We start from the raw sequence: 14349 nt of genomic DNA, 5'->3' as shown, positions 1-14349 counted from the left end.
TGCCGTCGAGGGCAAAGGTTACGCCGTTTCCGCCGACGAATTGTTGTCGCATTGACGACTGTCGGACACGCCTTTATCCGAATGGCATTCGCCAAGCAATAAGCGGCATTAAAACCAATATAGCGTTATGTCCTTTTTGCTCACGCGGGACACGACGTACGCGCCTGGTCACGGTCCGATGACGATCGACGGCAACTTTCCGGCAACTGAGGCACTCCACCCGTTGTGTCCGTCATCGGGTGTCGTTAAGCTTCTCCATGCGCGCCTCTATCGCCCGCTTCCCCCGTGGCAGGCGATCGGGGCGCGCACCTACTTCCGGCAAACGCCCGCCGCTCCTTCGAGCGACGGGCGTTTTCGCGTTCCGGATCAGATCCAGCGCCCGCCCAGCCACATCCGCGCCGACCAGTCGGTGTAGGGGATCAGCTGGCCGACGAAGATCGGATGGAAGTAGGCGAAGCAGAGCGCGACCAGCAGGACGTACACGCCGGCCACCACGGTGCCGACCAGCTGGCGGTCCGTACGCTCCGAACCCGACGCCGTCCCGGTCGGTGGCGTCATGATGGCCCCCAGCACGTAGACGACGGCGAGGATCAGGAACGGCAGCGCCGGCAGCACGTAGAAGGCGAACATCGTGCGCCCGTCGGCGATCGCGAAGTAGAACCACGGCAGCAGCCCCGCCACCACGCCCGTGCCGATGGCGAACGCCCGCCAGTCGCGCCGGGCGATGCCGAACCAGACCAGCGCGGCCAGCGCCGGCAGGAACGACCACCACAGGATGGGCGTGCCCAGCAGCAGGATCTCGGCGGCGCAGCTCGGCGCCCCGCAGTTGCCGTTGCCGTTCCAGTAGAACGCCACCGGGCGGCCCAGCAGCAGCCACTGCCAGGGCCACGACTGGTACACGTGGCGGTCGGTCAGGCCGCTGTGGAAGTTGTACGCCTCGGAGTGGTAGTGCAGCAGGTTGAGCAGCGCGCCGAGCACCGGCGGCTCGCTCAGCCCGTTCGCCTCGCGGTAGTGGCGGAAGTAGCCGGTGTCGGTGGCGAACCACCCGATCCAGCTGGCCAGGTAGAAGACGAACGTCAGCACGAAGCTGAGGAGCAGGTAGCCCAGGTCGCCGGGCAGGCCGGCCAGCAGCGGCCGGCGTACCCCGGCCGAGCGCCGGGCCTGGGCGCGCCACACGACGACCAGCAGGGCGAAGAAGGGCGCGAAGAACAGCGCGCTCCACTTCACCCCGCAGGCGAGCCCGAACAGCACCCCGGCGGTGAGCAGCCACCCGGGGAAGATGCGCGGCAGCCGGCGGCCGGCCGCCGGGTCGTGACCGCGTTCCAGGGCCCGCAGCCAGCGCCGGCGGTAGTGGTCGCGGTCCAGCACCAGCGCCGCGAAGGTGGCCAGGATGAACAGCCCGAGGAAGATGTCCAGCAGCGACGTGCGGGACAGCACCAGCTGGAAGCCGTCCAGCGTCATCAGCAGGCCCGCGATGCCGGCCAGCACGATCGAGTGGAAGAGCCGGTAGGCCACCCGGATCAGGATCAGGATCATCAGGATGCCGGCGATCGCGCCTGAGATCCGCCAGCCCAGCTCGTTGTTGCCGAACGCCTTCTCGCCGAACGCGATCAGCCACTTGCCCAGCGGCGGGTGCACCACGTACGCGGGCCCGTTGGTCTTCTCGTCCCACTCGACCCCGTGCTGCAGCATGTCCCAGGCGTCGGTCGGGTAGTACACCTCGTCGAAGATGTAGCCCTTGGGCCGGGTCAGCCCGACCAGGCGCAGGATCGCGGCGATGCCCACGATCACCCCGGTGACCAGCCACGAGTGCGGGTTCCACCAGTTGTCGAGCGTCGCCAGCCGGCGGCGTACCGCGTCGGGCACGCCGGTGGCGCCGGTGGCCGCCGTGGCGTCCGGTGGCTCGTCCGGGGGGACGTCTCTGCCGAGCTCTGTCTCAGCTGTCGCCGAAGTCACCCCGCGATCGTAGGCTGCGGGACAAGCCCATGGCGCCGGGAGCCCGCGCGTCTTCATGTGATGGACTTCCCGGGTGGCGGAGACACCTACAGGCCGGGTCGTCCTGGTCGGCGCGCCGCTGGGCAACGTCGGCGACGCGTCCGCCCGGCTGCGTGAGGTGCTGGCCGGCGCGGACGTGATCGCCGCCGAGGACACCCGGCGGCTGCTGCGCCTGGCCCGGGACCTGGAGGTCACCGTGGCCGGGCGGATCGTGTCGTACTTCGAGGGCAACGAGGAGCGCCGTACCCCCGATCTGGTCGAGGCCCTGCGGGCCGGCGCGGTCGTCGCCGTCGTCACCGACGGCGGCATGCCGAGCGTGTCCGACCCCGGGTACCGCCTGGTCCGCGCCGCGCTGGACGCCGGGTTCCCGGTCACCGCCGCGCCCGGGCCCAGCGCCGTGACCACCGCCCTGGCGCTCTCCGGGCTGCCCAGCGACCGGTTCTGCTTCGAGGGTTTCCTGCCGCGGGCCGGCGCGGGCCGGCGGTCCCGGCTGCGCGAGCTCGCCGCCGAGCCGCGCACGCTGGTCTTCTTCGAGGCGCCGCACCGGATCACCGCGTCGCTGAGCGACCTGGCGGCGACCTTCGGCCCCGGTCGGGAGGCGGCGGTCTGCCGGGAGCTGACCAAGACCTACGAGGAGGTCCGCCGCGGCCCGCTGGGCGAGCTGGCGGCCTGGTCGGCCGAGGCCCAGCCGCGGGGCGAGATCACCGTGGTGGTCGCGGGCGCGCCCGCCGGGCCGGCCGAGCGGCCGGCCGACGAGGACCTGCGCGCGGCGGTCGCCGAGCGCGAGGCCGCCGGCGACTCACGGCGGGACGCGATCCAGGCCGTGGCGGAGGCGTACGGCCTGCGCAAGCGCGAGGTGTACGCACTGGTGCACACCGCTCAGTAGGTGACGGTGAGGAACCCGGCCAGCAGGGCCAGCGGTCCCGCCAGGCTGAGCAGCAGCGCCCCGCGCCGGGCCCGGACCGTCTCCAGCCGCCGGGCGCCGGTCAGCACGGCGATGCCCAGTCCGCACAGCAGCACCAGGATGAAGCTCAGCGCCCAGCGCAGGTGCACCAGCACGCCCGTGCTGCCGACGTACGCCTGACGGCTCTGGCTGCTCACCATCCGGGCCGGCGAGCTGGTCCCGGGCGCGCGCTGGCCCGCCTCGACGCCGAACAGCGCCAGCCGGTCCACCTGGTACCCGCCGTCCGCGGCGATGAACCGGCCGGTGCAGCGCTGGGTGACGCCCGATCCGGTGCACCGGGCGACCGTCGCGGAGCCCCGGTCCCCGTGCCCGACGGCGAGCCAGAACGGCTCGGCGCTGACCCAGGCGAAGAACGCGGCGATCAGCCCGAGGGCGAGCAGGCCGAGCAGGCCGGCGGCGGGCCGGCGCGGCTCGGGCGCCCGGCGGCGCGCGCGTCGCCGGACCGGGGCGGTCAGCTCGCGGGTCTCGGCGGCGAGCGCCGAGCCGGCGCGGCGTTCCTCCTCGGCCTTCCAGAACGGCGAGGTCTCCAGCAGCGCGGCGGCGCGCTCCTGGCGGACCCGGTCCTGCAGGGCGCGGTCGGCGCGGGCGCTGTCGCGGGCGCGGCCCAACCGGGACAAACCGGAGGGCGGCTGGCCCGGCACGGGGCGGTCCAGGGCCACGGTCGGGCGGGTGCGGTCCGGCTCGGGCAGGACCATCACGTCGGGGTCGGCCTCGGCGCGGGCCGGTTCGGCCGGGCCGGCGTCGGGCTCGGCGCCGGTTCCGGGTACGCGTCCGGGCTCGGCCGCCGGCCGGGCGCGGGCGGCGTAGACGGTGCCCGTGCCCCGGGTGTTGAACCGCTCGGCGTCCACCCGGTCGTGGTCGTGCTCGGCGGGCGGCGCCTGCCCCGGCTCGCTGTCGAGCAGGGTCTTCGCCGGCAGGGTCGGCGCGGGCCGGGTCTGTGCCGGCCCGGGCGGCGCCGGCTCGGCGGTACGCGTGCTCGGGGCCGGCTCGCCGGTGAGGGCGGCGGCGACGTGCTCGGCGCCCGCCCGGTGGGCTCGGGCGGCCTCGCTGCTGTGCCGGGCCGGCTGCGGCGGGTCGAGGGTCGGCGTCGCGGCCGCGGCGCCGGTGGCGGCCCGCCGGTGCGGGTCACGGGGACGATCGGCGCCGGCGTCCGGCGTCCCGGCGGGCCACCAGGGTGAGGTGGGGTCCGCGGGCGACCACGGGGTGCCGTCGTCGCGCGGTGTTTCCCCAGGCTGTGGCGCGTCACCCGTCATGGCTCCCATTGGACTACGGGTACCCGCGGCGATCAGGGAGATGTAGGGCGTGTCGGGACAAAAAGGGCCGACCGCCGGCCGTTCGCGGGCCGGAACCCGAGGTCACTACGCTGGGTACCCATGAGTCACGTTCTCGCCGCGGTCGCCTGGCCCTACGCCAACGGCCCGCGCCACATCGGTCATGTCTCCGGCTTCGGAGTGCCCTCCGACGTTTTCAGCCGGTACATGCGGATGTCCGGCCACGACGTGCTCATGGTCTCGGGCACCGACGAGCACGGCACCCCGATCCAGGTCCAGGCCGACGCGGACGGCGTGACGCCCCGCGAGCTCGCCGACCGCTACAACCGGGTGATCGTCGAGGACCTGCACGGCCTCGGCCTGTCGTACGACCTGTTCACCCGGACCACCACCGGCAACCACTACGCCGTGGTGCAGGAGCTCTTCTCCGGCCTGTACGACAACGGCTACATCATCGCCAAGACCACGCTCGGGGCGAAGTCTCCGTCGACCGGCCGCACGCTGCCCGACCGCTACATCGAGGGCACGTGCCCCATCTGCGGTTACGGCAGCGCCCGGGGCGACCAGTGCGACAACTGCGGCAACCAGCTCGACCCGGAGCAGCTCATCAACCCGCGCTCGAAGATCAACGGTGAGGTCCCCGAGTTCGTCGAGACCGAGCACTTCTTCCTCGACCTGCCGGCGTTCGCCGAGGCGCTGGGCAAGTGGCTCGACGCGCGCGACGGCTGGCGCCCCAACGTGCTCAAGTTCTCCCGCAATCTGCTGGAGGACCTGCAGCCCCGGGCGATCACCCGGGACCTGGAGTGGGGCGTGCCGATCCCGCTGGAGGGCTGGCGGGACCGCTCGGACAAGCGCATCTACGTCTGGTTCGACGCGGTCATCGGCTACCTGTCCGCCTCCATCGAGTGGGCCCGCCGCTCCGGCGACCCGGAGGCGTGGCGCCGGTGGTGGCAGGACGGCGACGCGCGCGGTTACTACTTCATGGGCAAGGACAACATCGTCTTCCACTCGGTGATCTGGCCGTCGCTGCTGCTCGGCTACTCCGGCGCCGGCGACAAGGGCGGCGAGCCGGGCTCGCTGGGCGCGCTGAACCTGCCCACCGAGGTGGTCTCCAGCGAGTACCTGACGATGGAGGGCCGCAAGTTCTCCTCGTCGCGCAAGGTGGTCATCTACGTCCGCGACTTCCTGGAGCGCTACGACGCCGACGCGCTGCGGTACTTCATCGCGGCGGCCGGGCCGGAGTCCAACGACACCGACTTCACCTGGGCCGAGTTCGTCCGGCGCAACAACGACGAGCTGGTCGCGGGCTGGGGCAACCTGGTCAACCGGTCGATCTCGATGGCCGCCAAGAACTTCGGCGCGGTGCCGCCGGCGGCCGAGCCCACCGCCGAGGACGAGGCGCTGCTGGCGGCGATCCGCGCCGGCTTCACCAGCGTCGGCGAGCTGATCGGCAAGCACCGCCAGAAGGCCGCGATCGGCGAGGCCATGCGGCTGGTCGCCGAGGCGAACAAGTACCTGTCCGACCAGGCGCCGTGGAAGCTCAAGGACGAGGCCACCAAGCCGCGGATGGGCACGATCCTGGCCACCGCGCTGCAGGCCATCAGCGACCTCAACACGTTGCTGACGCCGTTCCTGCCGCACTCGGCGCAGAAGGTGCACGAGCTGCTCGGCGGCGCCGGCGTGCACGCGCCGATGCCGTCCATCGTGGAGGTCGACGACCTCGACGGCGGCCCGGGCTACCCGGTGCTGACCGGCGACTACACAGTGGGCGCCCGCTGGGAGTCGGTGCCGCTGGCGGCCGGCACGCCGCTGGCCGCGCCGAAGCCGGTCTTCCGCAAGCTCGACCCCTCGGTGATCGAGGAGGAGCTGGAGCGCCTCGGCTCCTGAACGCCGCCGGAAAGCGGATTGATCAACCTCGTGGTCATCGGGTACCTTCAGCGCGCACCACGGGGGATACGCCAGCGTTTCATCGATACGGTTCCGTCCTGAGGGCGGGACCGTGTCCGCGCGGCTTCTTCCTGTGGTTAACCCCTCGAAGGAGCTTGATGAACCCACGTCTGAAGCGCCCGCTGCTGGCCGTCGTCGTCAGTGGTGCGCTGCTGGCGGGCGGCGGCCTGGCCGCCACCCCCGCGTCGGCCGACCCGGGCGTCACGCACACGCTGCCGCCGGAGGCGGTGTCGCTGTTGGACGAGCCGACGCCGGACCCGACGCCGACGGGCGACCCGGAGCCGACGGCCACGCCGGTCCCGGAGCCGACGGACACCACCGTCCCCGAGCCGACGGACACCACCGTCCCGGAGCCCACCCAGACGACCGACCCGGTCCCGACCGCGACCACCGACCCGGTCCCCGACCCCGTCCCGGACCCGGCCGACACGACCGCCCCGGCCGGCACGTTCTCGCTGAACGCCGCGGCGCTGTGGATCGGCCAGTCGGTCAGCCTCACCCAGGGCGCGGTCACCGACGACACCAGCTCCCCGGAGCAGGTCACCCGCGTGGCGGCCTGGGGCGACGGCACCTCGACCACCCTGGCGCCCGGCACGGCGACGTACGCCCACAGGTACACCGCCAACGGCAAGTTCACCGTCACGGTGACCTACCTGGACGCCGCCGGCAACAGCAGCACGAAGACCTCCGCGGTCACCGTCACGACGCCCGGCGCGTTCGCTTTCAGCAAGACCACCGTCTGGTGGCACGAGCCCATCACGGTCACGTTCTCCAAGGTCCCGAACGGCACCACGAAGATCGTCTTCGATCAGGGCGACGGCTGGGTGTCGGAGCTGACCGGCAAGAACCAGAGCACCCGCATCTACTACCTGGCCCGTAAGAACGGCGGCGGCATCAAGGGCACGATCACGCCGCGGGCGACGTTCCACAACAAGTACGGCGCCTCCTCGGCCATCGTGATGGGCAAGATCACGGTGAAGCCGGACACCTGGCGGCCCACCACCACGATCAAGAAGCCGAAGAACAGCAACCGGATCAAGTCCTGGAAGTACGCCACCGGCACGGCCAAGGACAAGGGCGCCGGCGTGTACCGCGTCGCCGTCTACGCCTCCCGCCTGACCGGCAACAAGTTCTACTGCTACAGCGCGAACAACACGTGGAAGCGCGTCACCACCGACGCCCAGGCCGACAAGTACTGCGTGCCGCACTACGTGAAGACCAAGAAGGGCGCCTGGAGCCTGCGGCTCAAGGGCGTCGCCAAGGGCACCCTGTGGGTCGACGCGGCCACTCAGGACATCGCCGGCAACTGGGGCAAGTACACCACCGTCAAGGTGAAGATCACCCGTAGCTGACGCGGCCCGAGCTGGGCGGGACCGGTCCGCCGGTCCCGCTCAGAGCCGGTACGGCAGCTCGGCGACGTGATGGTCGGTCAGCTCCCGCACCGGCGCCCACACCTCGTAGACGCCGCGCTCGTAACAGCGCGCGCCCACCGCGGCGACCGAGTCCGCGTCCGGCCGCACCAGGCGCAGCCGCGCCCAGCTGTCGTCGCGTTGCAGCACCCAACAGGGCACCGTCCGCCACAGCGCCTGCTCCGCCCGGCGGCTCAGCGTCGTCACCGGATAGCGGGCGGCGCGGGTCAGCGCCCGGACCCGGAACTCCTCCGGCGGATCGGCCACGGCCTCGTACTCGTGCTCCTTGATCCGGCCGACCAGGCGGGCCGAGCCGGCGTCGGTGCACGGCACGTATTCGCGGTCCGGGCTGACCCCGGGCAGCCCCTCCAGCAGGTGCCGCCAGCGCGGCCCGGCCAGCCGCAGCCAGCCGTGCTGCTCCGGCTGGTACGTGTACAGCACCACCTCGTCGCCGGTGCCCGGGTAGGCCAGCAGCTGCGCGTTCGCCGGCAGCGGCAGGTCGGCGAAGCCCGCCGTGACGAACTCGGGGATCAGGTCGTCGGTGCTGGGGGTGAAACCGGTGCCCAGCACCATCGGGCCGATCCGGGAGTGGGCCGGCAACGCGCACAGGCCGCTCTGCGCCGCGCCCATCGGGATCTCGTAGTCGCTCGGGTCGACCGCGCGCCAGCGCAGCGCGTACGCCACCGCCGTGTCCCCGGCGCCGTCGGTGCGCAACAGCGCCAGCTCCGACGGCAGCCGCAGGTGGGCCACGTCGCAGGAGCGGTAGCAGAAGCCGTACGGCAGCCAGCCGGCGAGATGACCGGCGAGCTGCGCGGCCGAGAGCACCTTGGTCATCCTGGTGCCCCGCCGGACGGCGGCGGTCGCCCGGATGCGGTGCAGCACCTCGTCGTCGCGGTGCCCGGCGGACTGGGCCATCGACTGCACCCGATCCCAGGTCAGCTCGCGGCGCAGCGGAGCCAGCAGCGGCGGTTCGAGCGGGTCGGTGCCGACGTCGGCGTTCTCACCGGTCACGGTCACCGGGCCAAGCTATGCCCGGCGGGTGTACGGACAATGAACACCGGGTTACCCGTCGTGCTGTGTGATCCTGGACAGCGATGAACAGTTCTCAGCCGACCGAATCGCGCAAGGCCCGGGCCGCCCGGCGGGCCGGGGAGTTCCCGCCCGCGCCGGAGCCGCTCGCCGTGCCGGTCTTCGACAGCCACACCCATCTCGACATCACCGTCCACGAGGCGGGGGTGCCCGGCGGCGCCACCGGCGACCCGGTCGAGGCCCTCATCGACGCCGCGGCCAAGTCCGGCGTGGACCGGCTGCTGCAGGTGGGCGTCGACGTGGCGTCCTCGCAGTGGGGCGCCGAGCTGGCCGAGCGGCACCCGTCCGTGCTCGCCGCCGTGGCCCTGCACCCGAACGAGGCGCCCCGGCTGTCCGATCTGGACGAGACGCTGCGCCGGATCGAGGCGCTCGCCGCCCGGCCCCGGGTCCGCGGCCTCGGCGAGACCGGCCTGGACACGTTCCGGACCGGGCCGGAGGGCCGCGCCGCGCAGGAGCTCAGCTTCCGGGCCCACATCGCGATCGCCAAGCGGCACGCGAAGCCACTGATCATCCACGACCGCGAGGCCCATGCCGACGTGCTGCGGGTGCTGGACGAGGAGGGCGCCCCGGACGTGGTCGTGCTGCACTGCTTCTCCGGCGACGCCGACTTCGCCGCCGAGTGCGTCCGGCGGGGCTACCTGCTCAGCTTCGCCGGGACGGTCACCTTCGCCAGCGCCGGGCCCCTGCGCGCCGCGGCGGCGCTCACCCCGCCGGAGCAGATGCTGGTCGAGACGGACGCGCCGTACCTGACGCCGGTGCCGTACCGGGGCAGGCCCAACGCCTCGTACCTGATCCCGCTCACCATGCGCGCGCTCGCCGAGGCCACCGGCGCCGACCTGGACGCGCTCTGCGCGGCCGTCTCCGCCACCGGCGAGCGGGTCTTCGGGCCCTGGCGCTGACGCCCGCTCAACCCAGCGGGTACGCCGCGCAGTCGAGCTGCTCGCCCAGGCCGCCGAGCAGCTTCGCGAACGCCGTGGGCGCCGCCGCGAGCGGCCCCCGGGAGACGAACCGGACCGCCCAGCGGTGCCCCGGCGCCACGTTGAAGATGCGGTACAGCACCAGCGAGCCCCGCTCGTCCGGCTCGACGCTGGTGACGCCGCGATACCACCACTCACCCTGCTGGGTGACCGAGCGCGCGGCCCGGTCCAGCGTCACCCGCATGGTGCTGCCTTCGAGCACCACCGTGAACTCGTCGCCGCGCGACGGGACCGCCGAGCCGGTCGCGGCCAGCGGCGAGCGCCCGCCCGGACGGGCGTCGAGCAGCACCCCGGCGACCTCGTCCGGGGCGGCTTCCACCACCCCGCGCAGCTCGAGCAGCTCCGTCATGACCTCGTTCTACCGTGTCCGGGCCGGTCACCGCTGCCCCGTGCGGCCCGGTCACCCCGTCGCGGCCGTAGGCTCTCACCTCATGGCGGACGCACTGCTCGGCCCGGCGGAGATCCGGGAGCTGGCCGCGCGCCTCGGCGTCGCGCCGACCAAGAAGCTCGGCCAGAACTTCGTGCACGACCCCAACACCGTCCGCCGCATCGTCGCCGCGGCCGCCCTGACCAGCGACGACGTGGTCTGCGAGGTGGGACCGGGGCTGGGCTCGCTGACCCTGGGGCTGCTCGGGGCGGCCGCGCACGTGCACGCCGTCGAGCTCGATCCGGTGCTGGCCGCGGCGCTGCCGGCGACCGTGGCCGAGCGCGCCGACGTCGGCAAACTGACCGTGCACCACGCCGACGCGCTGCGGGTCCGGGCGGGCGAGCTCGCCCCGGCGCCGACGATGCTGGTGGCCAACCTGCCGTACAACGTCGCCGTGCCGGTGGTGCTGCACCTGCTGGCCGAGCTGCCGTCGCTGCGCGGCGGCCTGGTGATGGTGCAGAAGGAGGTCGCCGACCGGCTGGTCGCCGGCCCCGGCTCGAAGGTGTACGGCGTCCCGTCGGTCAAGCTCGCCTGGTACGCCGAGGCGCGCGCCGCCGGCAAGGTCCCGCCCGCGGTGTTCTGGCCGGTCCCGAACGTGGACTCGGGCCTGGTCGCGTTCGCCGCCCGCACCCCGCCCGCCGGCGCCGACCGGCGCGCCGTCTTCCAGGTGGTCGACGCGGCCTTCGCCCAGCGCCGCAAGACCCTGCGGGCGGCGCTGGCCGGCTGGGCCGGCGGTGCCGACCGGGCGGAGCAGGTGCTGGTCACCGCCGGGGTGAGCCCGCAGGCCCGCGGCGAGTCGCTCACCGTGGGACAGTTCGCCGCGATCGCGGCCGCCGCCACCGGTCCCGGGTACGGCGGTAAGCTCAGCGCGTCCGGCCGGCGGCACGAGGAGGTGGACCTATGACGGCGGAACCCACGGGCCACGTCATGTGGACCCCGGACCCGATCAGGCAGCGGCTGGCGGCCGCCACGATCGAAGACGTGTTGTGCCTGCCTGATGACGCCCCCCGCGTCGAGCTTCGCGACGGAGTAATGATCGTGGTTCCCTCACCGACCTACGACCACCAGGACATCTGCAGTCTGTTGTGGTTGTGGTTGCGTCAGCATGCTCCCCGGGAGTACAGGGCGAGCCAGGCGACCGGCGTGGCCGTGTCGCTGGACAACACCTTCGAGCCGGATGTCCTTCTGGTCGACGCGGATGTGTCGGGATCGAGGCACTACTCGGTCGTCGAGCAGGTGACCCTGGCCGTGGAAGTCGTTTCGCCGGGCACCAGGCGGCGCGATCGGCTGGAGAAGCCGGCCGAATACGCCGCAGCCGGCATCCCGCACTACTGGCGCATCGAGCAGAACCCGGTGCACGTCTACGCCTACGACCTGGTCGACGGCAGCTATCAGCTGGTCGCCGACTCGGCCGACGAGCTGGTGCTGACGGCGCCGTTCGAGATCCGGCTGCCGATCTCGGACATCACTCCGTGACGGAGGCGTGGGGGCCCGACGACGACAAGCCCCGCCGGTATCCCGGTCCGGTGAAGGTCCGGGTGCCCGCCAAGATCAATTTGCACCTGGGCGTCGGCCCCCTGCGCGCGGACGGCTTCCACGAGCTCAACACCGTCTACCACGCGATCAGCCTCTTCGACGAGCTGACCGCCCGCCCCGGCGACACCCTCGCGCTGACCATGGAGGGCGAGGGCGCGGGCGAACTGGCCCTCGACGACAGCAACCTGATCATGCGGGCCGCCCGCGCCCTCGCCGCCAAGGCCCGGGTGCCCGCCTACGCCCGGCTGCACCTGCGCAAATCGATCCCGCTCGCCGGCGGCCTGGCCGGCGGCAGCGCCGACGCGGCCGCCACCCTGCTCGCCTGCGACCTGCTCTGGGGCACCGGCTACAGCAAGGACGAACTGGCCGAGATCGGCGCCGAGCTCGGCTCCGACATTCCGTTCCTGCTGCACGGCGGCACCGCCCTCGGCACCGGCCACGGCGAGACGGTCAGCCCCATCCTGGCCCGGCCCACCACCTGGCACTGGGTCATCGCCATCGCCGACGGCGGCCTGTCCACCCCCGAGGTCTACCGCGAGCTGGACCGGCTGCGCGACAGCCCCTGGCCGCCCACCGCCCTGGAGAGCGCGGACGAGCTGATGGGCGCGCTGCGCCAACGCCGGCCCGAGGTGCTCGGCGCCGCCCTCGCCAACGACCTGCAACCGGCCGCCCTGTCGCTGCGCCCGGCCCTGGCCGACGTGCTCAAGGCCGGCTACGACGCGGGCGCGGTCGCCGGCATCGTCTCCGGCTCCGGACCCACCTGTGTGTTCCTGGCCACCGACGGCGCCCACGCCGAACGGGTGGCAGCCGGCCTCGACCGGGCCCAGGTGTGCCGCGCCGCGGTCACCGCGCGGGGACCGATGCCGGGAGCCCGGGTAACCTAGACCCATCGTGGCCAACATCATCAATCTGGACCGGGTGAACAAGGGCTACGGAGCCGCCGGTCAGCTGCTAACCGACGTATCGCTGGGACTGGACGACGACGCCCGGGTGGGCATCGTCGGCCTCAACGGGGCCGGCAAGTCCACCCTCCTGCGCCTGCTCGCCAAGCTCGAGGAACCGGACTCCGGCCGGGTCACCCACCGCCGTGACCTGCGCGTCGCCGCCCTTCCGCAGACGCTGACGCTCGCCCCCGAGGCGACCGTCCGCGATGTCGTGCTGGGCACCGCCTGGCTCGACGAGGGCATGGGCGCCGAGCACGAATGGGCCGGCGACGCCGGCGTCCGGGCCATCCTCACCGGGCTCGGCATGGGCCACCTGGGCCTGGAAACTACCGTCGGCCCGATGTCCGGCGGCGAGCGCCGCCGGGTCGCGCTGGCCGCCCTGCTGGTCCGCGAGTCCGACCTGCTCATCCTCGACGAGCCCACCAACCACCTCGACGTGGCCGGCGTCGACTGGCTGGCCCGCTACCTGCTGGGCCGCCGCGGCTCGCTCGTCGTGGTCACCCACGACCGCTGGTTCCTCGACGCCGTCTGCACCGCCACCTGGGAAGTCGTCGACGAACAGGTCTTCGCCTACGAGGGCGGCTACGCCGCCTGGACCCTGTCCCGGGCCGAACGGCTGCGCGTCGCCGCCGCCGTCGAGTCCCGCCGGCAGAACCTGCTCCGCAAGGAGATCGCCTGGCTGCGCCGCGGACCGCCGGCCCGCACCTCCAAGCCGCAGTTCCGCATCGACGCCGCCAACGCGCTCATCGCCGACGTGCCGCCGGTCCGCGACCAGGTGAGCCTCCAGCGGCTGGCCACCACCCGGCTCGGCAAGCAGGTCTACGACCTCGAGAACGTGACCCTGCACGCCGGCCCCAAGCCCATCCTGGCCGACCTCACCTGGCAGGTCGGCCCCGGCGACCGGATCGCCGTCCTCGGCGCCAACGGCGCCGGCAAGACCACCCTGCTGCGGCTGCTCGCCGGCATCACCCGCCCCGACGGCGGGCGCCTGGTCACCGGCTCCACCGTGCGGGCCGCCTTCCTGTCCCAGGAGCTCAAGGAGCTGCCCGGGCACCTGCGGCTGCTCGAGGCGGTCGAAGAGGTCGCCCGACGGGTCAAACTCGGCGACCGCGAACTCACCGCCGGCCAGCTCGCCGAGGTCTTCGGCTTCACCGACAAGCGCATCTGGACCCCGGTCAGCGACCTGTCCGGCGGCGAACGGCGCCGCCTGCAGCTGCTGCGGCTGCTCGCCACCGAACCCAACGTGCTGCTGCTCGACGAACCCACCAACGACCTCGACACCGACACGCTGGCGTCGCTGGAAGACCTGCTCGACTCCTGGCCCGGCACCATGGTCGTCGCCAGCCACGACCGCTACCTGGTCGAACGCGTGACCGACACGGCCTACGGGATGTTCGGCGACGGCCGCCTGGTGCACCTGCCCGGCGGCATCGACGAATACCTCGCCCGCGCCGGCAACCCGGCCGCCCCGCCCGGCGAACTCACCACCGGCGGCGGCGGCAAGGCCCCGGCCACCGGCATGTCGGCCGCCGAGCTGCGCGCCGCCCGCAAGGACCTGTCCCGGCTCGAACGCCAGGTCGCCAAGCTCGACGAGCGCATCCTGCGGATCAACGAGAGCCTGGCCGCGCACGGCAACGACTACGACAAGCTCATGGAGCTGGACGCCCAGCTCAAGGCCGTCCAGGAGGAACGCGGCCAGGTCGAGGAAGCCTGGCTCGAACTCGCCGAGCAGGTCCCCGAGAGCTGAGCCACCACCACCCGAGTCCGTTGATCCGGGGGTGCCCCTGCGC

General features: G+C 73.0%; 12 protein-coding genes. 8 read left to right on the top strand and 4 right to left on the bottom strand.

What is annotated here, in order from left to right:
- Positions 1-366: 366 nt before the first annotated feature.
- Positions 367-2013, bottom strand: a complete 1647-nt coding sequence (locus tag Ani05nite_RS18700) for a dolichyl-phosphate-mannose--protein mannosyltransferase (protein WP_203769886.1) — start codon at positions 2011-2013, stop codon at positions 367-369.
- 16 nt (positions 2014-2029) lie between these two features.
- Here Ani05nite_RS18700 and rsmI point away from each other — a divergent pair, with 16 nt between their 5' ends.
- Positions 2030-2881 (top strand): 16S rRNA (cytidine(1402)-2'-O)-methyltransferase, encoded by an 852-nt coding sequence (gene rsmI / locus Ani05nite_RS18695; protein WP_203769884.1) that lies wholly within the window; start codon positions 2030-2032, stop codon positions 2879-2881.
- Here rsmI and Ani05nite_RS18690 read toward each other — a convergent pair.
- Entirely contained in the window at positions 2875-4212 is a 1338-nt protein-coding gene (locus Ani05nite_RS18690; protein WP_203769882.1) for a hypothetical protein, read from the bottom strand. The genes rsmI and Ani05nite_RS18690 overlap by 7 nt on opposite strands.
- 120 nt (positions 4213-4332) lie before the next feature.
- On the opposite strand from Ani05nite_RS18690, the gene metG reads away from it, so the two are divergent.
- Positions 4333-6117 carry a methionine--tRNA ligase gene (metG, locus tag Ani05nite_RS18685; RefSeq protein WP_203769880.1) on the top strand — a complete coding sequence of 595 codons (1785 nt, stop codon included), beginning with the start codon at positions 4333-4335 and terminating at the stop codon, positions 6115-6117.
- Between the two features lie 158 nt (positions 6118-6275).
- Positions 6276-7529 (top strand): hypothetical protein, encoded by a 1254-nt coding sequence (locus Ani05nite_RS18680; RefSeq protein WP_203769878.1) that lies wholly within the window; start codon positions 6276-6278, stop codon positions 7527-7529.
- Positions 7530-7568: 39 nt separating this feature from the next.
- On the opposite strand, the gene Ani05nite_RS18675 is transcribed toward Ani05nite_RS18680, so the two are convergent.
- Complete coding sequence (locus Ani05nite_RS18675; RefSeq protein ID WP_203769876.1) at positions 7569-8603, bottom strand: hypothetical protein; 1035 nt, start codon at positions 8601-8603, stop codon at positions 7569-7571.
- Between the two features lie 77 nt (positions 8604-8680).
- Between Ani05nite_RS18675 and Ani05nite_RS18670 the strand changes: the two genes are divergently transcribed.
- Positions 8681-9574 carry a TatD family hydrolase gene (locus tag Ani05nite_RS18670; protein WP_203769874.1) on the top strand — a complete coding sequence of 298 codons (894 nt, stop codon included), beginning with the start codon at positions 8681-8683 and terminating at the stop codon, positions 9572-9574.
- 7 nt (positions 9575-9581) lie between these two features.
- On the opposite strand, the gene Ani05nite_RS18665 is transcribed toward Ani05nite_RS18670, so the two are convergent.
- The gene (locus Ani05nite_RS18665; protein WP_203769872.1) at positions 9582-10001 is read right to left on the bottom strand and encodes a hypothetical protein; all 420 of its coding nucleotides are present in this window, start codon (positions 9999-10001) and stop codon (positions 9582-9584) included.
- Between the two features lie 82 nt (positions 10002-10083).
- Between Ani05nite_RS18665 and rsmA the strand changes: the two genes are divergently transcribed.
- The 4 genes from rsmA to Ani05nite_RS18645 are packed head-to-tail and all read left to right on the top strand — an operon-like array spanning position 10084 to position 14306.
- The gene (rsmA, locus tag Ani05nite_RS18660; protein WP_203769870.1) at positions 10084-10983 is read left to right on the top strand and encodes a 16S rRNA (adenine(1518)-N(6)/adenine(1519)-N(6))-dimethyltransferase RsmA; all 900 of its coding nucleotides are present in this window, start codon (positions 10084-10086) and stop codon (positions 10981-10983) included.
- The gene (locus tag Ani05nite_RS18655) at positions 10980-11555 is read left to right on the top strand and encodes a Uma2 family endonuclease (RefSeq protein ID WP_203769868.1); all 576 of its coding nucleotides are present in this window, start codon (positions 10980-10982) and stop codon (positions 11553-11555) included. The genes rsmA and Ani05nite_RS18655 overlap by 4 nt, the downstream gene beginning before the upstream one ends.
- Complete coding sequence (locus tag Ani05nite_RS18650; protein ID WP_203769866.1) at positions 11552-12499, top strand: 4-(cytidine 5'-diphospho)-2-C-methyl-D-erythritol kinase; 948 nt, start codon at positions 11552-11554, stop codon at positions 12497-12499. The genes Ani05nite_RS18655 and Ani05nite_RS18650 overlap by 4 nt, the downstream gene beginning before the upstream one ends.
- 7 nt (positions 12500-12506) lie before the next feature.
- Positions 12507-14306, top strand: a complete 1800-nt coding sequence (locus Ani05nite_RS18645; protein ID WP_203769864.1) for an ABC-F family ATP-binding cassette domain-containing protein — start codon at positions 12507-12509, stop codon at positions 14304-14306.
- The last annotated feature ends 43 nt before the right edge of the window (positions 14307-14349 follow it).

The organism is Actinoplanes nipponensis (assembly GCF_016862275.1).
GTDB lineage: Bacteria > Actinomycetota > Actinomycetes > Mycobacteriales > Micromonosporaceae > Actinoplanes > Actinoplanes nipponensis.
This window is presented reverse-complemented; position numbering and strand designations above follow the sequence as displayed.